The organism is Desulfocurvibacter africanus subsp. africanus DSM 2603, from assembly GCF_000422545.1.
In the GTDB taxonomy this organism is placed as follows: Bacteria; Desulfobacterota; Desulfovibrionia; order Desulfovibrionales; family Desulfovibrionaceae; genus Desulfocurvibacter; species Desulfocurvibacter africanus.
Window position 1 is genome coordinate 145,119 of sequence record NZ_AULZ01000001.1, and the last position, 21,952, is coordinate 167,070.

Annotated in this window: 18 protein-coding genes and 1 tRNA gene; 7 read left to right on the forward strand and 12 right to left on the reverse strand. The window is 60.5% G+C overall.

Translation table 11 applies throughout. The features are described 5' to 3' along the window. Positions 1 to 130: 130 nt before the first annotated feature. Complete coding sequence (locus H585_RS0100645) at positions 131 to 589, reverse strand: hypothetical protein (RefSeq protein WP_138708153.1); 459 nt, start codon at positions 587 to 589, stop codon at positions 131 to 133. Positions 590 to 663: 74 nt separating this feature from the next. Further along, positions 664 to 1,815, reverse strand: coding sequence for a hypothetical protein (locus tag H585_RS0100650; protein ID WP_138708154.1), 1,152 nt, complete (start codon positions 1,813 to 1,815; stop codon positions 664 to 666). Between the two features lie 34 nt (positions 1,816 to 1,849). Between H585_RS0100650 and H585_RS0100655 the strand changes: the two genes are divergently transcribed. After that, positions 1,850 to 2,302: a hypothetical protein gene (locus H585_RS0100655; protein ID WP_138708155.1), complete on the forward strand. Its 453-nt coding sequence runs from the start codon at positions 1,850 to 1,852 to the stop codon at positions 2,300 to 2,302. A 74-nt stretch (positions 2,303 to 2,376) separates the two neighbouring features. On the opposite strand, the gene H585_RS0100660 is transcribed toward H585_RS0100655, so the two are convergent. The 4 genes from H585_RS0100660 to H585_RS0100680 all read right to left on the reverse strand — a co-directional run bounded on the left by H585_RS0100660 (position 2,377) and on the right by H585_RS0100680 (position 6,553). Continuing rightward, on the reverse strand, positions 2,377 to 2,808 hold the full coding sequence (locus H585_RS0100660; RefSeq protein WP_027366342.1) for a hypothetical protein: 432 nt from the start codon (positions 2,806 to 2,808) through the stop codon (positions 2,377 to 2,379). 137 nt (positions 2,809 to 2,945) lie between these two features. Then, positions 2,946 to 4,676: a type III-E CRISPR-associated protein Csx30 gene (gene csx30, locus H585_RS23795; RefSeq protein ID WP_027366343.1), complete on the reverse strand. Its 1,731-nt coding sequence runs from the start codon at positions 4,674 to 4,676 to the stop codon at positions 2,946 to 2,948. A 93-nt stretch (positions 4,677 to 4,769) separates the two neighbouring features. Further along, positions 4,770 to 5,969, reverse strand: coding sequence for a type III-E CRISPR-associated protein Csx31 (gene csx31, locus H585_RS0100675; protein WP_027366344.1), 1,200 nt, complete (start codon positions 5,967 to 5,969; stop codon positions 4,770 to 4,772). Further along, positions 5,969 to 6,553 carry a type III-E CRISPR-associated RpoE-like sigma factor gene (locus H585_RS0100680; protein ID WP_081678575.1) on the reverse strand — a complete coding sequence of 195 codons (585 nt, stop codon included), beginning with the start codon at positions 6,551 to 6,553 and terminating at the stop codon, positions 5,969 to 5,971. Before H585_RS0100680 ends, csx31 begins: the two co-directional genes overlap by 1 nt. Before the next feature lie 326 nt (positions 6,554 to 6,879). Here H585_RS0100680 and H585_RS0100685 point away from each other — a divergent pair, with 326 nt between their 5' ends. Together H585_RS0100685 and H585_RS0100690 are read left to right on the forward strand one after the other, a co-directional pair. After that, positions 6,880 to 7,533, forward strand: coding sequence for an outer membrane protein (locus H585_RS0100685; RefSeq protein ID WP_027366346.1), 654 nt, complete (start codon positions 6,880 to 6,882; stop codon positions 7,531 to 7,533). Positions 7,534 to 7,967: 434 nt separating this feature from the next. After that, on the forward strand, positions 7,968 to 8,267 hold the full coding sequence (locus H585_RS0100690) for a tyrosine-type recombinase/integrase (protein ID WP_027366347.1): 300 nt from the start codon (positions 7,968 to 7,970) through the stop codon (positions 8,265 to 8,267). Positions 8,268 to 8,379: 112 nt separating this feature from the next. On the opposite strand, the gene H585_RS0100695 is transcribed toward H585_RS0100690, so the two are convergent. Beyond that, positions 8,380 to 8,456, reverse strand: a tRNA-Pro gene (locus tag H585_RS0100695). 197 nt (positions 8,457 to 8,653) lie between these two features. Here H585_RS0100695 and H585_RS0100700 point away from each other — a divergent pair. Continuing rightward, entirely contained in the window at positions 8,654 to 10,216 is a 1,563-nt protein-coding gene (locus H585_RS0100700) for an SDR family oxidoreductase (RefSeq protein WP_027366348.1), read from the forward strand. Between the two features lie 75 nt (positions 10,217 to 10,291). Here H585_RS0100700 and H585_RS0100705 read toward each other — a convergent pair whose 3' ends face one another. Both H585_RS0100705 and H585_RS0100710 read right to left on the reverse strand, forming a co-directional pair. Beyond that, positions 10,292 to 10,549, reverse strand: coding sequence for a hypothetical protein (locus H585_RS0100705; protein WP_027366349.1), 258 nt, complete (start codon positions 10,547 to 10,549; stop codon positions 10,292 to 10,294). A gap of 54 nt (positions 10,550 to 10,603) precedes the next feature. Further along, positions 10,604 to 12,358, reverse strand: a complete 1,755-nt coding sequence (locus H585_RS0100710; RefSeq protein ID WP_027366350.1) for a YeiH family protein — start codon at positions 12,356 to 12,358, stop codon at positions 10,604 to 10,606. Positions 12,359 to 12,568: 210 nt separating this feature from the next. On the opposite strand from H585_RS0100710, the gene H585_RS0100715 reads away from it, so the two are divergent. Continuing rightward, entirely contained in the window at positions 12,569 to 13,957 is a 1,389-nt protein-coding gene (locus H585_RS0100715; RefSeq protein ID WP_027366351.1) for a sigma-54-dependent transcriptional regulator, read from the forward strand. 366 nt (positions 13,958 to 14,323) lie between these two features. Here H585_RS0100715 and H585_RS0100720 read toward each other — a convergent pair whose 3' ends face one another. From H585_RS0100720 to H585_RS0100730, 3 genes are all read right to left on the reverse strand, one after another. Beyond that, positions 14,324 to 14,572, reverse strand: coding sequence for a hypothetical protein (locus H585_RS0100720; protein WP_027366352.1), 249 nt, complete (start codon positions 14,570 to 14,572; stop codon positions 14,324 to 14,326). A gap of 55 nt (positions 14,573 to 14,627) precedes the next feature. Beyond that, positions 14,628 to 16,385: a YeiH family protein gene (locus tag H585_RS0100725; protein ID WP_027366353.1), complete on the reverse strand. Its 1,758-nt coding sequence runs from the start codon at positions 16,383 to 16,385 to the stop codon at positions 14,628 to 14,630. 205 nt (positions 16,386 to 16,590) lie between these two features. Continuing rightward, positions 16,591 to 18,009, reverse strand: coding sequence for a sigma-54-dependent transcriptional regulator (locus tag H585_RS0100730; protein ID WP_027366354.1), 1,419 nt, complete (start codon positions 18,007 to 18,009; stop codon positions 16,591 to 16,593). Positions 18,010 to 18,295: 286 nt separating this feature from the next. On the opposite strand from H585_RS0100730, the gene H585_RS0100735 reads away from it, so the two are divergent. Together H585_RS0100735 and H585_RS0100740 are read left to right on the forward strand one after the other, a co-directional pair. After that, complete coding sequence (locus tag H585_RS0100735; RefSeq protein ID WP_027366355.1) at positions 18,296 to 20,782, forward strand: c-type heme family protein; 2,487 nt, start codon at positions 18,296 to 18,298, stop codon at positions 20,780 to 20,782. Positions 20,783 to 21,310: 528 nt separating this feature from the next. Beyond that, complete coding sequence (locus tag H585_RS0100740; RefSeq protein ID WP_027366356.1) at positions 21,311 to 21,739, forward strand: cytochrome c3 family protein; 429 nt, start codon at positions 21,311 to 21,313, stop codon at positions 21,737 to 21,739. The last annotated feature ends 213 nt before the right edge of the window (positions 21,740 to 21,952 follow it).

Below are 21,952 nucleotides of genomic sequence, written 5' to 3' on the forward strand. Positions count from 1 at the left end.
TCAGCCCGATCACAGGTCCTTGGCTGATTCGAATGAGTCGCTGATTGTTCCATCCCTGCTCCCCGGCACAGCCTGGCCCTGGATTACCGTGGCTCTCTGGCCGCCCGTGATCGCCATGCCGGCCGAAGTGCTACTCCCAGAGCGGCTGCATGGCCGGCGGCTGCCGCATGTCCCTGGGCTGGAAATCATTGCTGGGCCGCCTCTCCAGGTTGCGTCGCTCGCGGTTCATGATTTCCTGCTCACGCTTGTTGGGTGCATACCCGAGCATGCTGAAATCGTTCAGCACAACGACGCTGCCGGGCTGGCAGTAGGCACTGTTGTTAACGGACAGGACGCGCACGAGATAATTGCCGCCGCGCACGTCCACAATCTCCACCGCATCCCCCGCGAATAGGTTGCAGCGGTCGCCCCGCTCGGCGACTACGACACCACGCAAGTCCCGCAGTGTTGCTTGGAGGCGGAGGTCTATGGCCATACGCTGGACTGTGGCGATGTCGCCGGGCATGAGGGTCTGGCCGAAGGCTGCGCATGGAATGACGAAAACCAGAAAGAGGACGTGCACGATATTATACGAGACGTGAGTCTTCATTCCAAGCGATCGTCTTTGTTGGAAGTTGAAAAGAAGCGGACCCAGCACCATGAGCCCGCTCCCGTATCACGCCTTTAGCGAACTAGCTTTGCAAGGGGATAGGTTGCACTCTCGTTCAATTGATCATTACTCCCACCATGATACAAAAACCCAACTCCGATTCTGTGGTTCTCTTTGCTCTTTGTGGCACCCATTGAGTTGCCGAGAATGGAGTTGATAGGCGAATTGTAATTAGACTGAACCTTAAAGGAAATTTCCTTTGTAGCGTCGGGCGGAATTGCCATATTATCGAAGTCGTAAGAAGTAATTGCATCGTCAAAGTACACAGCTATGCTGCCGGCTTGCAAAAACTTTCCGGATTTATTGTCAATGCGTGCCTTGACAGCAATAGTGTTACCATAATCCTCGCTAATCGAATAAACCACTATATTAACGTCGCGATTTCCAAGGCTGGGGAAAGAGAGGCTGGAAACATAAAATTCATTGTATCCAACGACAGGTTCATACAATATTCCATTCAAGTCATACTTGAATGTGACAGCTTTAGGCACAGTGATATTATGCTTTGAGTAGCTGGATTCGGCGGTGATCTGGTAAGAAACGTCCTCGATAGACAGTTGCGAGCCAAGCGGAGCAGCTTCAACTTTAAACCTGACCTTGGGAAAATACGTCTCATCAACTCCTGTTCTATTTACCACTTTTGGCCTTACAACAATGCGCTTCCTGTACCATTCCACCTTGTCCTCAAGTTCAGCAGACTTGGCATAGAATGCCTGCTCTTGCTCAAGAACTTTTGATTCGTTCACAGCGTCCGCGACAGCCGAGCCATCGAGATAATTGTATGCCGCGGGGCATGTACCCAGAGTAATCGCCGTCGAGAAAATTGGAAAAACGATGTTGTCGAGGGTCGGATTCGCCCCGTAGAATTGGCTTTCACAGGGTTGATACGGCTTCTGATCGTCACCCATCAAGCAATAGATGTCGCACAGGTAGCTGGAATACGCCTTCTTGACATTGTAGACAGGCGCGAATTCGCCGGCATTGATACCAAGTATCTCCTGGCTTGGCTTGCTTCGCGTCGGATACGACCGACTCAGCTCGACCACTTTCCATCCAGAATCAGTTTTCTCTAGGAGTGCATAGGAGCGGAATCGGTTCTTTTCTCCATTGCTCCCCGGCTTAACCTTCACGACATGTCCACCCTGAATCTCGGCCTCATTGCTCATGAACATGCCACCACAACCAGTCAAGAATGCACATATGCATAAGATGGCAAGAAACCTCATTTTTTATCTCCATTATGCGCTTGATGTTAACTATCGAACTATCTTACTCCACTTTGATTATGGAAGCATATGTATCGATACAATACCCCCTTGCATGCATCAGATGCTCACAAAGCCAAACGCCTCCAATGATCTTCTTAAATTGCATTTACAAATGTATCGTTCCTTGACTCTCAACCTTCGCGTCATTGTCACGCCTACCGAAAAGCAGACGGTGCATGCGCCAAGCTGCCGCGCTGGGCCTTCTTTCCAGACTGGCGCAATATCAAGGGCCACCAATCCGGTTCCCATCGGGTCCAGCATCGGGACAATGCTCAGCCTGCTTGCTTCACCCACTACGATTGCCGGTGGCGACGAAGCCCAGGCGGACTTTTTCCCTCAGTCTTGCGTCATCTATTTCGGAATCAAGAATCGTATCGGCCGCTAGGCAATGAGCTTCAAGACACAGCCAACCGCCTTGATCGTCGTATACATCCGGTTCCATGCGCAACGTTCACTCATCTATTCCACCACCGCCCAACCCTTGTCGCCCTTGGCCAGACGGACTTCCCTTTCGATGGGCAGGCTTGCGCCGGGCTGCCATTCGCCGAGTTTGGACGTGAGGAAGCTGTACAGCATGCCGTACTGCAGCGCTTGGCCCATGCCTTCCAGGCCGCCCTGCTTGCACTCCGCGATTCTCTTCTGCGCGGCGGCCTTGAAATCCTGGCTGCTCGTGAGCGTCTTGAGCGAGTAGCGCAGCTTGATGCTGTGCGCTCCACCCTGCTCGTGCTGGGCCAGCCGCTCGACGTCGGTAACGTCAAAGTGCTCGCGCATGAATCCGCTGCCATCCTCGGACAGGACCGCGGCTCTGATGTCGGAATCCGCGGGTCCGGAACTGCAGGCCGCGGTCATGGACAGGACGAACAACAATAGGATGGATAAACAAAGTCTCATGGCGTCTCCCTGCCTTCAGGCTATAATGCGTCCATGCATCATGCATCGAACGGGTTTGCATTGCGCGAAATCAAGCCATGCCCCGTAACCTGTTGCGCAATGCACAGGCCTGCGGGTCTGACTGCATGCGGCCGCTGCTACTTGTGGCTGAAGGCGATCTCCCGAACGGACACTCCCCTGTGCCGTTCAGCGACGGCCTCCACTTCGCCCCCGTGCAGCAGGACCTCAATGTCCTCCAGCTTCTTCTGCTCCTTCGCCGCCAGCACGAGCACCACCCGCTCCGAGCCCGTCTCCTCGTCCAGCACGTAGCTCTCGCCCTCTGACGGCAGGACGTGCTCGCCGGCTTTGGCCCGGCCGCTGAACAAGGTCGAGACCCTGCCCCGGGCGTCGCGGAAGAAGACATAGGCGTAGGCAGGCTCCTCCAAGGTGAAGCGCACCTGGAAGCGCTCGCCGCTCAGCATGGTCTCGCCGCTCTGCGCGATGATCCTGGGCGCGCCGCCGCGGAACTGGCCTGCCTCGCCGGCGGCCAGCAGGCGTAGCGTGCCCATTGGCGCTGTGGGTGTGGACAGGTGCATGGTCAGCAGGGCCGAGCCGGCCAACACGGCCACGAGCAGCCCCGCCGTGGCGGCCCGCAGGGCGGGCGTGGGCAGGAGCGTGGCCAGGGTCTGGCGCAGCCTGGCGATGAAGGAGGGCGTGGGCTCGCCTGCCTCGGACTTGCGGATCGGTTGTGCGGCCTCGGCGCGCACATGGTCCTGGAATTGGCGGGCAGTGACCTCCGCGCCCTGTCCGGCCTGAGCGGCCCGCGCAAGGCGGGCGTCCCAGACGGCAAAGGCCGTCGCGGAGAGCTGGTCGTCAGCGACCTCGCCCCGCATCCAGGCCGCCAAAACCGCCAGGGGGGAGCCGGGCCGCTGCTCGGCCGCGTCCGGGTCGCGCAGAAAGGCCTCGACCTGCTCGAAGAGATCCAGACGCAGCCTGGCCTCAAGGAACGGGCCGCACAAGGCGTACAGGAAGAGCCGCTCGTGGCGTTCGCCCTCGGAGGCCGGCGGTCTGGTCCATGCGCCCAGGGCCGCGGCGGCCAGGCCGTTCTCGAGCACGGAATCCGGGACCGCGAAGCGCTCGTTGGCCTCCCGGGCAAGCCGGAGCATGCCCAGGGACTTGTGCTGCGCAAAGGCGCGCACAACGCCGGCCATGATGCGCCTGCGCATACGCAGCTCCCGCGCAAGGGGTCGATCCGCGCTCAGGTCCTGCAAAAGGGCCATGCGCAGATCAGCGGGCAGGTCCTCGTCGGCCCCCACAGCGTGCGCCCGGGCTGATTCGGGCGCCGCGAGCCGCTCCAGGGCGTCTTCGGGCACGTCGGCCCAAAGGGTGTACCAGGGAAAGCGGTGCAGCTGGCCTGCGGGGAGCATGGCCACCATGTCCAGGCGGAAGCCGTTATGGGGGATGAGCCGCGCGGCATGGCCCGTGACCTCGGCCAGGACTCGCTGCGCCAGCTCGGCCAGCGCTTCTCCCAGGGCCTTTCCGGCCTCCCGCCCGGCCAGGCCTTCCTCCAGGAAGACCAGATGATCCAGGGAAGCGAGGGCCTCGGCGAGCAGATATTCGTCAGTACCGTCCTGGAGCAGGAACGACTCGTCGCCGCACAGGGACGCCAGGGCCTCCTCGACGGCGCGGCCAAGGGCCTCGCCCCCCCGGGCAAGGTCGGCCGGATCGGCCGCCAGGGCGGCGTCCAGCCCGTGCCGCAGATCCTCCCGCTCGGGTGCGCTGCCCTGCCCGAGCAGGCCCATCCTGCCCAGGACGATGAGCAGATCCGCGGTCATCGAGTAGCGGGGAGGCTGGTCCTGGAACTGTCTGGGCTCGTATGACATGCTCATGCCCCCTCTCCGCGACTGGGCCCAAATCCTTCGGCTCTCGCGGCTCACTGGCCACCAACGCCTGTTCCAAGGCAGAATCCGCCTGCAGGCCGTCTAGATCCGTTCGACGCGGTCCAGCCTGCCTTCGGTGACCAGGTCCAGGTCCTTGCAGCCCCAGGGCTCGGCCGCCCAGCGGGTCGGGGACAGGCCGACGCCGGCCAACCCCAGGTGAAAGACGCTTTGCGTCGCGTTGCCCTGCGCGCAGTCATGAACGACTCCCTTGAGGTACAGCCATGGCCAGCATTTGGCGCCGTTATCCAGCCGACGCCCAACCCGGTCGAGGCACCAGGCCTCGACACCCGTGCTTCCATGCCCTGCCGGCCACAGCCTCACGCTCTTGGTCGTCATTTCCTCGAAAAAGGTGACAGCCTGGCGCCATAAAGCTCGAATCCCGATGGAAACCGCCTCCTGGGCTCCGCCAAAACGTTCGGCGGTACAGTCACCGGGGCAGGCCCCGCCCTCTCGTCTGCATAGGCCCATGGCCCGCCTGACCGATTCGGGCAGGGGCAGCCCGGACAGCAATTGGTCCCACAGGGCTCGCTCCTCCTCTCGGCCAGGAGTCGCCGCAAGACGCCGCCAGACCTGTTCGTGGGCCACACGTGGTTCGAGCCAGGGATGGAGAAAAATGTGCACGCGCGTGCTCCTGCCACCGGTCTCGCAAACTCCCCGGAAGGCCACGGGCGGGTTGAATCTCCTGTGCACGCCCTCGCTTCTGTAGCCGGCCGACAGGTTGCCAAGGCCATGCGCCACGTGCTGCGGAGCCGGGAAAAAATTCCAGGCGCCGTTCATGGCCTCGGAAAGGGGATGCACATTGACGGGCATGACCCAGGAAGGAGTTTCGGCCTGACGCAAACTACCGCCGGCCTGCTGAGCGTTGCGGCCCATGGGCTTAAGCTCCAAGTCAGCCGCGCCGCGCGTGCATGCGTCGGAGGCCAGCCCGGCCAGCCGGTGCTTCCAGACCTCCAAGCCCAGGGGCGAAGCAGGGCGGAACCAGCCTTCGTGCTCCGGAGCAAAGAGCTGGCTGCACAGGTCGCGTTCATAGCCCCTGACCGCGAAGACCCGCTCCAGGACGCAGACCACTTGGCTGATGATCTCTCCGGGGCGGTAGTCGGATCTTGGCGGGGTGTATTGCTGCGGGATGACCACCTGCAGCCCCCGCACCTGCGCGATGTACACGCGGGTGCCATCGTGGGGCCGGCGCTGCACCGCAAGGATCGTGGCAGGTCCTGCCTTGTCGCCGCAGACGAAGCGCATCAGGCCAGCCCCATGAGTTCCTTGAGGCGCCTTCTGCAGCGCGAAATGCGCTGATTGAGCGAATTGACCTTCAGCCCGTAGTGCTCGGCCAGATCCTTCTGCTTCTTGCCGATGCCCAGGAAGCGGTAGAGATCCTGGAACAGCCTGGTGCACTCGGCCTCGCCCGAGGTCTCCATGAGCCGGATGGCCTCGTAGACCGCCTCGGCCACGTCCTGGGCCTCCTTATCGTCCTCGGCCTCGGGCTCCTGCCAGGGCTCGAGGCTATCCAGGGAGACGCTGCGGGGCTCACCCCTGCGGAAGAAGTCGACGCGCTTGCGCAAGTAGATGGCCCAGACCCAGGATGAGAACGCCGCCCCGCGTCGGCCTTCGTAACCCTCGACCCCGCGCAGGGCGGCCTCGGCCACTTCTGCCACGAGATCATCCCTGGCCGCCTCGGAAACGGCGTGCGAGAAGCGCCCCCGCAGGTTGGCGGCGATCTTGCCCAGGGCCACGCCAAACTCGTCGCACAAGTCCCGGAGCCGTATGCGGCACGGGACGCACTCCGGGCTGCGCGCACGGATTTCTATGCACGGATGATCGGCCATGCGTATGCGGCACTCTCTTTAAAACTTCGTTTCACGGGTGTGGATGCTGGTACGTATCTCTATCGGCGGCGGAAAGCAATTATTTAGGGCTGTACATTGTTAAGAGTGTAAGTAATGCACCATTGGAGTTTTCGCATTGAGGATTAACTCGTCACCGATGTCACCTTTTTCCCAGTCAGCCGACAAAGGAGACAACAGGAAATTGATCCCGGCTCGGGCGTGCTGCACCTGGACCGAACAGCAACGGCGAGCCGCCATGTTCCTGGTGCGGATTGCAGATTCCCGGATCAACCGACACATCAAATCTTAAATGCGAGGTAACGACGATGAAGCGCCTTCTGTTCACTATGTTCACTCTATACTTGGCCCTTCTGCCCGTTCTGGCCCACGCCGGGAGCACGCCCTTTGATGGCTTCTACATTGGCGCCAAGGTGGGCAACGAATCCTACCAGATCGATGTCGAGTACGACGGCCCCAGCAACGACTTCGAGGACGACGCCGATGATTCCGGTTTTGTGGCCGGCGCTTACCTGGGCGGCGGACGGGCCATCAAGGACGTCTTCTACCTGGGCTGGGAGGTTGACGCCATGACCCACAACATGGAGGGCACGTTCAGCGGGGGCAATGAATCCCTGGACATGAACTGGTCGCTGGGCCTGAAAGCCCGCCTGGGCGGCGTCATCGCCGATCGCAACCTGCTCTACGGGCTTGCCGGCGTGCGCTTCGCCAGCTTCGACTACAGGAACGACACGGGCTACATTCTCGATGACGAGGACGAGAATCCCGTGCTGCCGGGCTTCACGCTGGGCGGCGGCTACGAGTTCGCCATCACCGACCACCTCATCGCCCGCGCTGAGGTCGCCTACACAGCCTACGCAGCGGCCAAGGTCGAGTATCTCGGCGGCCCCCGAAATGGCATTGAAGAGGAAATGTCACCGAGCACCATGGACTACACCGTGGGCCTGGCCTGGAACTTCTAGCTCCGGACTGACGCAGAAAAGCTCCACGCCCCGCATCGAGGGCGTGGAGCCGTATTGTCCTGAAAGCCCCACAGGTGCATGGCATGTTGAGTGTGGCAGCAGTTTTCTTTTCAAATGACAGGCGCATAATGCAGCCTAAGCACAAGGCTTTCCATCCTGATGAAAGCAATACTGAATTGTGTTTTTCAAGCGTAAGGCACTGTCATACCGCTTAATTAGAGCATTTTGCTTTTGAAAATGCTCTGCAAGCCATGCGTCGGCATGGCTTGCCGCCGCGCAGGCGCAGGCGCAATTCACTTGCGCCGTCAACGCCGGAGCGGGCGTCTTAAAAACAATCTGCTCTAAAGAGTTTGCACGCGTGAAAGAAATTAATTCCACCAAAAAGGCGGCACTATTCTGATTGCAGCATGTTTTAGTCTTGCGGTTTCCGTCTGATGGGCATCGATAAGGTTGAAACGAACCTGGTGTTCGCCCACCTGAACGGGCGCAGGCGTGTGGGGATCAAGTCCTCATGGAGAGAGGCGATCAGGTTTGTGGGACTGGAGGACTTTCACTTCCACGATCTGCGGCATACCAACTGCTCCAACCTCATCGAGGCTTGGGCCGACCGCAAGGATGTGCGGGAGATGATCGGGCATTCGGACATCAAGATGACCGATCGCTACACGCACCTGCCCCAGAGGCGGAAGATCGGGCTCCAGCACCAGCTCGCCAAGCACTACGCCAGGAAGTAACCCGGACTGACAGGCTTGGAACGTAATTGGAACATTGGCTCCAAAAGTCGTCTTTTGAACGCAAAACGGGCGATCAGCCCATCGGCTAACCGCCCGCATTTCTTGCAAATCCTGGTCGGGATGAGAGGATTTGAACCTCCGGCCCCTTGAACCCCATTCAAGTGCGCTTCCAGACTGCGCTACATCCCGACTCAAGGCCGAAGAGAAGTACCTACTAGGGATTGGATTGTCAATCAAAGGTTCGCATTTTTCTTATCGCTCCAAAATTAGCGGCTGGTTATTGCAGGTAACCGGCGTGACAGATAGGAAATCCGCATGCGGGTGGACTCGCCTATCGGCGGCGTGGTGATGCGTGTGTCCGTGCCTTGGCAAATCTGGAGGATGATATGATCACTGCCCCTGCTTCCGGCGCTCAGACCTGGCCTGTGCTGGTTACGGGCGCCACGGGTTATGTGGGCGGAAGGCTGGTGCCGTTGCTTTTGGAGCGCGGGCATGTCGTGCGCGCCGTGGGGCGCTCGGTTGCCAAGTTGCGCTGCAGGCCGTGGAGCAATCATCCCAACGCTCAGTTCGCCGAGGCCGACCTGCGTGACCGCGAGGCTCTCGCGCAGGCCATGCGCGGTTGCCGAACCGCCTTCTACCTCGTGCACTCCATGAATCCGCGTGCGGGCACCGATTACGCTGCCGTGGACCGTGAGCTGGCCTACACGTTCGTGGAAGCCTCGCGCGATGCCGGACTGGAACGCATCATCTATCTTGCTGGCCTGGGGGAGGCGGACGACCCCAACCTGAGCCGTCACCTGCGCTCGCGAGCCGAGGTTGGCCGCATTCTGCGCCTGTCGACGGCCGCTGTGACCACCCTGCGTGCGGCTGTCATCCTAGGCGCGGGCTCGGCCTCCTTCGAAATCCTGCGTCATCTTGCCGAGCGGCTGCCGGTCATGCTCACACCGCGCTGGGTACGCACCAAGTCCCAGCCCATCGCCATCTCCAACGTGCTGGAGTATCTGGCCGGGTGCCTCGAGCACCCGGAAACCGCAGGCCGCAGCTTCGATATCTGCGGGCCGGATACCCTCTCCTATGAAGACCAGTTCCGCATCTACAGCGAGGAGGCCTGGCTGAAGCGGCGCGTCATCATCCCCGTGCCGGTGCTCTCGCCGCGCTTGTCCTCCTACTGGCTCGGGCTGGTAACACCCGTGCCCATAAGCCTGGCTAGACCGCTTATTCTGGGACTCAAGACCAAAGCAGTATGCCGCGAGCACTCCATCCGTGACATAATCCCCCAGCATCTGCTCTCCTGCCGCGAAGCCATTCGCCTAGCCTTGCGCAAGGTCGAGCAGCAGGCCGTGGAAACCTGCTGGCATGATGCCGGCCAAACCGTGGCGCCCGAATGGGTCGCCTGCGGTGACCCGGTCTACGCCGGCGGCACTGTGCTGCAAGACGGCTTTCGCGCGACCATTCAGGCTACGCCGGAAGAGATCTGGCCTGCCGTGGCACGCTTGGGAGGCCAGGCGGGATGGTACTTCGGCGACAGCTTGTGGCGTCTGCGCGGGCTGGCGGACAAACTCGTTGGAGGGCCAGGACTGCGCCGCGGGCGGCGGCATCCCACTGATTTGCGTTTGGGGGATAGTCTGGACTTCTGGCGCGTGGTGCGCGTGGATCCGCCCACCCTGCTCCTCCTGCACGCCGAAATGAAAGCGCCGGGCGAGGCCCTGCTGCAGATCCGCCTGGAGAAAAAAAGCCCGGAACGCACGGAATTGTCCATGGTACCGCGTTTCCTGCCACGTGGGCTGGCCGGACTACTCTACTGGTGGGCAGTGTACCCGTTTCATTCCTGGGTCTTCGCCGGCATGCTGCGCGGATTGGCCAAGGCCACTGGCCGACCCATCGTGGATGGGCCGGACAAATACAAGCCCGGCACCGCCGACGTGTGCCGTCTGCCCGGCGTGCATTGAAGACCTTGCGGCTAGCCCAAACGACAAAGGCGCGGCTCAGAGCCGCGCCTTTGTCGTTTGGCAAGACAAGAGACCCTAATTAATGAGAGCTGGGCCTCTGGGCGTGTACTCGACAGTAGTCCGATAACCGAGATCACCCTCGGCCACGATTTCCACGTCGGTGTAGTAGATGGCTCCGGTATTGAAGTCCAATTCGTCTACATGGGCCGCATATTGCCGGAAAGCGGACGAGTGTTGGGTAAGGGCCGGTCCCGCCTGGAACATGAACAGCCAGATCAGGGCAAGCCCTGCCAGCAGCGCCCCCCAACGGGCCAAGGGATTATTCATGCGCATGGTGCGCCTCCTTGCGGAAAGGCCGGAGGCTTGCGCCTCCGGCCCGACTGAGCGTTAGATCTTGGCGGTGATGTCCGGGAACACCACGTAGAACATGATGTAGGCCATGAGCAGGGTCAGAGCCAGGTTGAAGCTCTGGCCGCACACGTACAGGATGAGCGGCTTGCCGCCCTTGAAGTAGTGCGCCAGCTCGCGGAAGTTCGTGGCCAGACCGATGGACACGAAGGCGAAGCAGAAGAACCAGCCGCGGAAGCCGCCGACGAAGCCGCGCAGCACGCCCTGGTCGATGAGCGAGAAGGCCACGTCGGAGCCGAGTGCGCCGTAGATGGACGAGAAGATGATGGAGGCGGTCAGGAAGCCGAGCACGAACTTGGGGAAGCGGTGCCAGATCTCCCACGCGCTGACCTTCTGGCCAGGCACGCAGTCGACCTTGTAGCACCAGTAGATGGCCACGCCGAAGGCGGTCACGCCGATCAGCACGTTCTGGATCATCTTGATGGTCGCGGCCACGTACAGGGCCTGCTCGGACAGGAACGCGCCGGCAGCGGCAACCGCGCCAGTGGCGTCGATGGTGCCGCCCATCCAGGCGCCGCCAAGGATGTAAGGCATGCCGGTGGCCTTGATGGCGGCCGGCATGGCCACCATCATGATGGCCGTGAACACGAGCGACAGGCCGATGGCCAGGGTCAGCTCTTCCTTCTTGGCGCGGCAAGCCGCGGCCGTGGCGATGGCCGCCGAGGTGCCGCACACGCTCATGTCAGCCGAGATGACCATGTTGAGCGTCTTGGAGGGCATCTTGAGCACCTTCTGGCCGAAGATGAAGGTGCAGATGAGCACGATGGGCGTTACGACCCAGGCTACGAAGATGCCGGGAATGCCGATGGCCACGATCTTGTTGAAGAGTACCTCGGCGCCCAGCAGCACCAGACCGGTCTTGATGTAGAATTCGGTCTCCAGCGCGGGCTTGATCCACTTGGGCGTGCCCACGGTGTTGGAGATGAGCATGCCGATGACGATGGCCCACACGGCGAACTCGATGCCGTACTGCTTGGAAGCGGACTGTCCGGCCAGCAGGAAGGAGATGGCCGCGACGACGAACACGGCCACGAAGCCCTTGAGGAAGCCTGTCGTGTCCTTGCCCATGAACTTGATGCCCAGGGCGAACAGCAGGCCCAGGGCGATCATGAGGACAGGCAGGGTGGTGAACTGGTTGAAAGTCTTGGCGCTGGTCTTGGACTTAGCCGAGGAGGCCTTTTTCTTGGCCTTGCGCCAGTCGTCCATCTTATCCTGGGCGGTCTGGTTCAGGGCTGCGTCCTGGAAGCCGGCGGCGGCAGCGGCATCTTCGGCGGCCAGAGCCTCGGCCTTGGCTGCATCCGCGGTCGCCTTGGCCTTCTCGTAGGCTGGCATGGCCTTGGCGCTCTTGGCCTCGGCTGCCGCTTTGTCCTGGACCAGACCGTCTATGGGATTGGTAGACCAGCCCGCGGGATGGGCCAGGTACTTGGAGATGGTCTTGGCAAAGGGCATGTCCGAGCCCTTGATGGCGCCCTTGGCGTCTTGGGCCTCATAGTAGGCCACGGTCTTGAAAGGCGCGCGTGCCGCCTCGGCCTCGATGACGGCATTGGCCTTGGCGATCTTCTCTTCCATGCCCTCGGGCCTGTTGTTCAAGAACAGGGCCAGGCCGATGGCCAACAGGATGAAACCGAGCCAGATTGCCCAGTAGTCTTCCTTCTTCCATAGGTCCGAAATGCTCGATGTCGCCTTGTCGACCACGATGTCGGACGCAGGCTGCTGCTTTACTGCCTCTGCCATGATTCCTCTCCTCGCTAAAACGGTTTGTCTTTTGATGCCGCATTGCGTGCGGTACTATTATTTGAGCAACAAGCGTGCCCGTTTTTAATGCTCTCATGTATTTGATTTTAAAATAATTTGTTTAAATTTACGTTCGGCAATTGGTAGGTTAACCTGTCAGTCAGGCAAGTCTAGTTGTCACCACAAGATCGCAGGTGGAGTCGAGTTCAAATGCTGGATGGAGTCATCGTCCTCTTGGACAGGGACAGGGAATTCGCCCGGCATGCCGCTTCGCTTCTTGGGCGCAAGCGCCCTAATGCGCCGGTCAAGATCGCGGCAAATGCTCGGGAAGCCTTGGAGTACGTGCGAGACGAGGATGTATGGGTATTAGTGGCCGACGAACGCCTAGCCGAGGTGGGCCATGACATACTGGCCCAGGCCCTGGCAGTTGCGCCCGATCTGGCCGTTATCCTGCTTACGGACGAGGCCAGCCTTGAAAAGGCCGTGCAGGCCCTGCGCGCTGGGGCTTATGACTTCCTGGCCAGGCCCGTTGCCGATGGGCCCCTGTTAAACACGGTTGGCAATGCCCTGGAGCGCGGAAGACTTCTGGAGGAGAACCGCCGGCTCAAGCGCAAGCTCTCAGGCGGCCATGGCGAACAGACCCTTGTAGGCGAGAGCCCGGCCATGCGCAGGCTGCGCTCCGCCGTGGCGGCCGTGGCCGATGCCGACTACGGCGTGCTGATCCGCGGTGAGTCTGGCGCTGGCAAGGAACTCGTGGCCCGGGCCATCCATGGTCAAAGCCGCCGCAAGTCTGGGCCATTCGTGGCCATCAACTGCCCGGCAATCCCGGAACAGCTCCTGGAGAGCGAGCTCTTCGGCCACCTCAAGGGCGCCTTCACCGGCGCCGTCCGTGAGCGCAAGGGGCTGATCCTGGAAGCACAGGGAGGGACCTTGCTCCTGGATGAAATCGGCGACATCTCTCCGGCCACCCAAACCAAACTCCTGCGCTGCCTCCAGGAAAGAGAACTACGGCCGCTCGGTGGCGAGCAGACCGTACGTTTCGATACGCGCATCCTGGCCTCCACCAACCAGAACCTGGAAGCCAAGCTCGTCGACGGCAGCTTTCGCGAGGACCTGTTTCACCGTCTCAACGTGCTCAGCATTTTCGTATCCCCCCTGCGCGACCGGCGAGAGGACATACCGATTCTGGCGCAAACCCTGCTGTCCGCCGCCTGTCGCGAGATCGGCCTGCCGGTCAAGGAAATCGCTCCCGAAGTGCTCGGATACCTGGCCACCCGCCAATGGCCGGGCAATGTGCGCGAGATGCAGAACATCATGCGCAGGCTGGCCGTGTTCACCGAGGGCGAGACCGTGACCATGCGCGCTGTGCGTCAGATCGAGGCTGGCAATGGACTCGACGGCGAGGATCAAGGCCGGATCGCGCCCTACAAGGAAGCCAAGGAAAGCGTGCTGCGCCACTTCACGGCCGTCTACCTGCGCCAAATTTTGGCTTCTACGCGCGGCAACGTCTCGGCCGCGGCTCGCGAGAGCGGCCTGTCGCGCTTTGCCCTGCAGGAGCTCATCAAGAAGGCCGGCATCCGGCCGTCCCAGTACCGCTAGGCCCCTCACCGGAGGAAGCGTCTCCCTTCATGGATTCGCATCCGCAGGAACGCGCTGGCTGGATGATCTCTGTATCTCGATAATTAAGAGAATGGGATTTGGTGTGGTTTGCAGGCATCCCTGTGTTGTCCGGGCATGGTCTGCTAAGGCAGATTGCTTTTAAGACGCCCGCTCCGGCGTTGACGGCGCAAGTGAATTGCGCCTACGCCTACGCGGCGGCAAGCCATGCCGACGCATGGCTTGCAGAGCATTTTCAAAAGCAAAATGCTCTAATAGCTATGGTATCAATAGCTAAAACTGGAAGGCGCGTCCGAGAAGACGCGTCTTCCATAGACATGGTCAGGGGACAGCGAGACTGCCCTACTGCTAATTGGGACCCATGGGGGTATGCTCGAAGGTGCTTCGGGAATTGATGTCGGCGTTGCCCGTGAGTTCCACGTCGGTGTAATAGATGGCTCCGGCATGGATGTCGTTCTGCTCCACCACGGATGCGTATTTCCGAAATTCGGGGATGCTGTCACGCAAGACAGGGGCCGCATAGATGACAAGAAACCACAGCAGGGCCGACAACCCCAGGAAAGAGGACCAGCGGGCCATTCGTCCAGTCATGAGCATGTTTGTTCACCTTATTCAGGCGGGGGCCAATTGGCCCCCGCCTGGTTGGTAGCGCTTAGATCTTAGCCGTGATGTCGGGGAAGACCACGTAGAACATGACGTAGGCCATGATGAGTGTCAAAACCAGGTTGAAGCTCTGGCCGCACACATACAGGATTACTGGCTTGCCGCCCTTGAAGTAGTGGGACAGCTCGCGGAAGTTCGTGGCCAGGCCGATTGACACGAAGGCCAGGCAGAAGAACCAGCCTTGGAAATGGCTGGAGAAGCCGCGCAGAACGCCGTGGTCGATGATCGAGAAGGCCGTGTCGGTACCAAGGCTGCCGTAGATGGTCGAGAAGGTGACGGAGGCAGCCAGGAAGCCGAGCACGAACTTGGGGAAGCGGTGCCAGATCTCCCACGCGCTGACCTTCTGGCCGGGCACGCAGTCAACCTTGTAGCACCAGTAGACGGCCACGCCGAAGGCGGTCACGCCGATAAGCACGTTCTGGATCATCTTGATGGTCGCGGCCACGTACAGGGCTTCCTGGGACAGGAAGGCGCCGGCGGCGGCAACCGCGCCAGTGGCGTCGATGGTGCCGCCCATCCAGGCGCCGCCCAGGATGAAGGGCATGCCCGTGGCCTTGATGACGGCCGGCAGGGCCACCATCATGATGGCCGTGAACACGAGCGACAGGCCGATGGACAGGGTCAGCTCTTCCTTCTTGGCGCGGCAGGCCGCGGCCGTGGCGATGGCGGCCGAGGTGCCGCACACGCTCATGTCGGCCGAAATGACCATGTTGAGCGTCTTGGAGGGCATCTTAAGCACCTTCTGGCCGAAGATGTAGGTGCCGATGAGCACGATGGGCGTTACGACCCAGGCCACGAAGAGACCGGGAATGCCGATGGCCACGATCTTGTTGAAGAGCACGCCGGCGCCCAGCAGGACCAGGCCGGCCTTGATGTAGAATTCGGTTTCCAGCGCGGGCTTGACCCAGTTAGGCGTTCCCACGGTGTTGGAAATGAGCATGCCGATGGCGATGGCCCACACAGCGTATTCCACGCCGTACTGCTTCATGGTCGACTGGTTGGCCAGGAGATAGGACAGTGCGGCGATCGCGAACACAAACACGAAGCCCTTGAGGAATCCAGCGGCGTCCTTGCCCATGAACTTGATGCCCAGGGTGAAGATCAGGCCGATGAAGACCATGAGCAACGGAAGAGTGTAGAGCACGTTGTAGGACTTTACACTGGCTTTGGACTTGGCCGAGGACTCCTTGGCCTTGGCCTTACGCCAGGCGCTGATCTTTGCCTTGGCGTCCTGGTTCAGGCTCTCGTCCTGGAAGTTGGTGGCTACGGCAGCCTGCTGAGCCATCTGGGCATCAGCCTTGGCGGCAACGGTGGCCGCCTTGGCCTGCTCGTAAGCCGGCTTGGCCTTGGCGCTCTTGGCATCAGCCGCTTCCTGGCTCAGGAACAGGCCGTCCAGGGGGTTGCTGCTCCAGCCCTTGGGTTTGGCTGTGTACTTGGAGATGGTCTTGGCAATGGGCTCATTCGTGCCCTTGAGGCCGCCCTTGATATCCTGGGCCGCGTAGTACTCCAGGGTCTTGAATGGCGCGCGAGCAGCCTCGGCCTCCATGACCGCATTGGCCTGGGCGATCTTCTCGTTCAAGCCTTCGGGCTTGTTGTTCAAAAAGATAAGGCATCCCAATGCCAAGAGGCCGAAGGCGATCCAGATCGCCCAATAGTCCTCTTTCTTCCACAGATCGGACCAGCTGGAAGTAGCCTTGTCGATGACGACATCATCATTGGGGGGGGCAACAGTGCGTGAGTCAGCCATAGGAAATCATCCTCCCTGAAACTAAAAGAATTTGCGGTTATCCGCTTGGATTTGATCCATAATCAGCAATGATCATGCCGTGTATGGACCAAATCTAATGTTTTATATTTTAGTCACTTGCTCGGAGGGGGGCATTCAGGATGACCACCTGGGCTTCCAGAAATGACAACCCAGGTTTACACAAAGAAAGGATAAAAATAGAGGGCTAGCGGAATTCGTCCGGGTCAATATCCATGCGGCTGAATATCTTCTGCAACGCGGTACGGCTCAGACCGCTGATGCGAGCCGTCTCGGAAACGTTTCCGCCGGTGGTGGCGAGCACTTCCCGGACGTAAGTGCGAGTGAAGTCGCCGAGGATGGCATCCTTGGCATCTTTATAGGGGGAAATGCCCTGCAAACTCTGGTTGCCGCACAAAGTGAATTCGGCCCGGTCATCCACGATGGCGTCCTCGGCGGCGCGCATGCACTCCACGGTGAGCGTGTCCCCGGCGTTGTAGACCGTTGCGCGACGGATGAAGTTCTGCAGCTCGCGAACGTTGCCCGGCCAGGAACGTGTGCTGAGCCAAGCCAAGGCCTCGGGGACGATATCCTTTGGCGCGCTGCCCATCTCCTCGCAAGCCTGGTTCAGGAAGTGGCGTGAGAGCAAGGGGATGTCCTCGCGTCGATCACGCAAGGGCGGCGTACGGATGGTCATGACATTTAGACGGTAATAGAGATCTTCACGGAAGCTCTTGTCCACTATCCTGGCTTCGAGATTCTGGTTGGTGGAGGCCAGGATGCGCACATCGACCGGGATGTTCTTGTTGGAACCCAAAGGCCGGATGGTGCGTTCCTGCAGACAGCGCAGGAGCTTGGTCTGCACCGAAGGGCTGATGTCGCCGATCTCGTCCAGCAACAGCGTGCCGCCCCCGGCGGCAACGAACAACCCCCGGCGTTCTTTGTCCGCGCCGGTGAAGGCTCCCTTGAGGTGGCCGAAAAGCTCGCTCTCCAGAAACTGCTCCGGGATGGCCGGGCAGTTCAGATCCACGAAAGGCTCTCGAGCCCGGCGGCTCATGGTGTGAATAGTGCGGGCCACCAGCTCCTTGCCCGTGCCGGATTCGCCCCGGATGAGCACAGTGTAGTCCGTGCCGGCCGCTGCGGACACGGTCTGTCGCAGCTTGAGCATCGCAGGGCTTTCGCCGATGAGCACACCACGACCGGCCTGCAGCGAAAGCAGCTCGCGCAGCCGCCGGTTTTCGCCGATAAGTTGAGCCCGCTCCAGGCCTTTGGTGATGACCAGAGAGAGCTGCTCAAGCTCAACGGGCTTGGTCAGGAAATCGGAGGCTCCGGCCTTCATGGCCTGCACCGCCGTATCGATGCTGCCGTAGGCAGTGAGAACCACCACGCTCAGATGCGGCGCCAGCCCCTTGGCTTTGGCCAGCAGATCGAGTCCGCCCATGCCCGGCATGCGCATATCGGTAATGCACACGGCCACGTCATGTTCGGAGAGGATCTCCAAGGCCTGCTTGGCGGAGCCGGCCACATGGACTGTCTGGTCGGGAAAAAGACCGGTCGTGAGGCGTGCCAGCCCCTTGGCGAAATCGGCCTCGTCATCGACGATGAGAATGCCGTTGATTGCGGACATGGTCGTGGCCGGAGGCTCCTGTGGGCTATGCTGTCGTTGTGGATGTGCGATCGAAGAACGATCGCCCCGCGAAGGCATCAACAATATACTTCGCCGTAGCCGTTAGGCAAGGGCGATCCCGGAGACGCAGGCGGACGAGGATTGCCCGGCTCGATGGTTGCAAGGGAAAAAGAAGTGACTAATTAACGGCTGCCGGGCGATTTCCGCCGCCGGACTGCGGGAACCGACGGACAGCGCGTCGTTGAACACCCCTCGATTCGTGTCACCATGCCTTGATGGAGCATCTATGTCCTTTCCTCGGCTGCAGACCATACAGCATCGCTTCCTGTTCGGCCTGGCGATCTTGGTATTCCTGTTCGGTTTGTTCTTCTCCGCCGGGCTTTACTTCCACCTGCGCTCCCTGCTGCATTCGGAGGTCACGGACAAGGCCAAACTGGTGCTGGCGCAGGTGGATTCGGTGCAGATTTACGTGCGGGAATCCCTGCGGCCAAAAATGTACGAAAAGCTGCCCTCCGATGAGTTCATCATCGAGGCCATGTCCTCTTCCTATATTTCCCGGCGCATCATGGAGCAGCTCAATGCGTCCATGGGCGAGTATCATCACCGCCGGGTGGCCGAGAACGCCCGCAACCCGGACTTCGAGATCAATGAGCTGGAAGCCGAGCTGCTGCAACACTTCCGCAACAGCCCGGGGCAGCGCTCCTGGGAAGGCTACCGCAAGATAGACGACCAGGAATACTTCGTAATGGCTCGACCGGTGTTCTTCGAGCAGTCCTGCATGACATGCCACGGCAGCCCGGAACAAGCCCCCAAGGAACTGATAGATCGCTACGGCGGCGAGCGCGGATTCGGTCGCAAGCTCGGCGCCCTGGATGGCCTGGATGTCGTCGGCCTGCCGGTGCAAGAGGCGGTCCTGCGCATCCGTGAGGCCACGGCCAGCTATATCGGCATCTACATCGGCGGCATACTGCTCTTTTTCGCCCTCATTCAGTTCTTCTTCAACCGGCTGGTGGTCGATAACCTGCGCCGGCTGGCCCTTTATTTCCGGGTCAGATTCCAGGACCATGCCGATACGCGACTCTTCGACAAGCTCGACAAGGGAGACGAGATCGACGAAATGGTCCAGGGCATGGAGGAGCTTGGCGACCACTTGCTGGAAGCCAGGCGCCAACTTCAGAACAACGCCGCCGACCTGGAGCGCACGGTGGCCAGCCGCACCGAGGATCTGACCCGCGAAGCCTCGGAGCGCAAGGCCGACGTTCAGCTTTTCGTCCGCCTGCTGGATGGCCTGAATCGCAGCATGAGCCGCCGCGATCTCTGGAAGCAGGCGTTGCCGCGCATCGGAGAGCGCTTCGGCGCGGACGAAGTCTCCTTCATGTGCATGGTAGCCTCGCAGAATTTCCACACCTGGCCCGACGCCCGGAAAAGGCCCGATTTGCCGGATGATTGGCGGACTCTCATCGTTGATGCCAAGCCGTACTTCACCGCCGAGAAGGCCATCATTCCCGTTGGCGCTTCGGCGTCGTTCATCGAAGGCCTGCTTTTCCTGACCTGGAGCAAGGGCGACGGGCCGGTCAAAGAGCAGGATCAAGCCGTGCTGCGCGCCCTGGGCCAACAGTTGGGCATCGCCCTGGAGAACCTCTCGGCCCTGGACAACCTAGTACGCCAGAAGGATGTCTTGGCCTCGATAATCGAAGGCATCAGCGATCCGCTGCTGTTCATGGACGAGAACTGCTCAGTGATATTGGCCAACCAAGCCGCGCGCAGTCTTGCTGAAACCCTGGCCAAGGTGGACAAGGGCGAGGACGGCGAACCCGGCAGGGCTGACGTGGACACAATTCTGCCGCGCCTGTTCAAGGGCGAAGGCGACTGCCTGGCGCACAAGACCTTGGACCACAGCCAGCCGTTTATCCGCGAGATCTACAGCCGGGGCGGTCGGTCCTTCTTCGTCAGCCTTTATCCCGTGACGACCCCATCCGGGTCGGGCGGCCGCATGGTGGTATACATTCGCGAGAACACCCAGGAGAAACGCGTGCTCGCGCGCATGCAACAGGGTGAAAAGCTGGCCACAGTGGGCAAGCTCGCAGCGGGACTGGCACATGAAATCAACAATCCCTTGGGTGTCATCCTCTGCTACGCCCAGTTGCTGCGCGACAGCCTGGCCGGCGTGCAGGAAAAAGAAGATGTGGAAGTCATCATCCGTCACACCCGTCAGGCCCGGAACGTCCTGCAGGATCTGCTCAATTTCGCCCGTCCCAAGAAGGACGGACCCGAGGTTCTCGATGTCCGCCGGGTTGCCGAGGCCGCGGCCAAGGTCTTCCAGGTCCATGCCGAGAACAAACGCATCCGCCTCACGGTTGAGTCTAGTGGCGAGCCGTTACGCATGTACGCCCCGCAACAGGTTCTGGAACAGATCCTCACCAATCTGCTCAATAATGCCCTGGACGCCGTCACGCCCGGCGAGGGCGAGGTGGTCATCCGCACCTTCCGGGAAGCCGAGCACAAGGAGATCGTGCTGCAGGTGATCGATAACGGCCCGGGCGTGCCCGAAGAGCACATGGCCCACCTTTTCGATCCCTTCTTCACCACCAAGGAGGTGGGCCAAGGCACGGGCCTCGGTCTGGCCGTGGTCTACGGCCTGGTGCGAGATCTTGGCGGGCGCATCGAGGTCGGCAGCGCTTCCGGAGCCGTATTCACCCTGTTCTTTCCGAATGACGAAACACTCGAGCATCTGGAGCTTTCGGACGGAATTGAGCGAGGAGCAGATAATTAATAACAGGCTCCCGCACGTGCTTTAGGGCAAGCGCCACAGTTCTTCCTTCAGAGCCGAGCGCATCGGAATACCAAGCCTTCCGCCTTAATGGGCTGCATTGCTCCCGCATGCCATGCATGCGGGAGCCCTCTCTCGCATATTTCCGGCCAAACATGATACATATAACGCAGGGTCAAGGGCGTACCGGCGGCGGATTGAAGCTGCGCCATGACAAGGCAGTTTTGAATGATGCCCGGAGTTGATGCCCTTTAAGGAATATGCACTGGCGATCTGGCGCACCCTGCCGAGTTGATGGGTAAAAGCGACCACGCCGCATACTTTGGAATGATGGGCGCGGCTATGCGAAAAGCAAGATGTATAGAATTTTTGCCTGTGGCTTGACGCAGCTGTCAGCCTGCATGTAAGGCACGCACCAAGGCTGGCAATACGCTGAAAGCATTGGCATTAATGCAGGGACATCTGGCTGGAACCTCTGGTCCGGGGTAAGGCCGGGGGCAAGGCCTCAACTTCAATACCGGAGGTGATTCCATGGAGAGGCGTTTCAAGCTTTCTTTGACGACACTGGCGACATTGGCCGCGCTTCTGGCCCTGGTCGCTACGCTTTGGGCACAGGGCATCCCTTCCCAGGTGACCATCACCACTCCCGAGGGCGTCAAACCCCGCTCCACCTGGATCAAGAAGGTGCAATTCGACCATGAGACTCACTCGGGCGTGACCGAATGCCGCACCTGCCACCACATGGAGGACGAGTCCACCAACCAGGAGTCCTTCGTCCCTTGCCGAGAGTGCCATGCCGAAACCAAGGGCAATGATCCCAGCGGCTTCTACATGGCTTGGCACGGAAAAACCGACGCAAGCTGTGTGAGCTGCCATCGCAACAACGACATGTCCGTGTCCTGCACCACGACCTGCCACCCGCACCCGAAGCAAGCCCAAAAGGCTGCCGCCAAGAAATAGCAGCTAACGCTGGACAAATCGTTCCTGCGTTCGCTTCACTGCTTGATTGAATTCTGCTTACACAAACTAAAGGCTGCTTCCTTTGAAGCAGCCACTTTCTTTGCTTGAAGCATATTGCATTTGACCTGAGAGATGGCTCGGCTCGCTCTTAGAGCATTTTGCTTTTGAAAATGCTCTGCAAGCCGTGCGTTGGCATGGCTTGCCGCTGCGTAG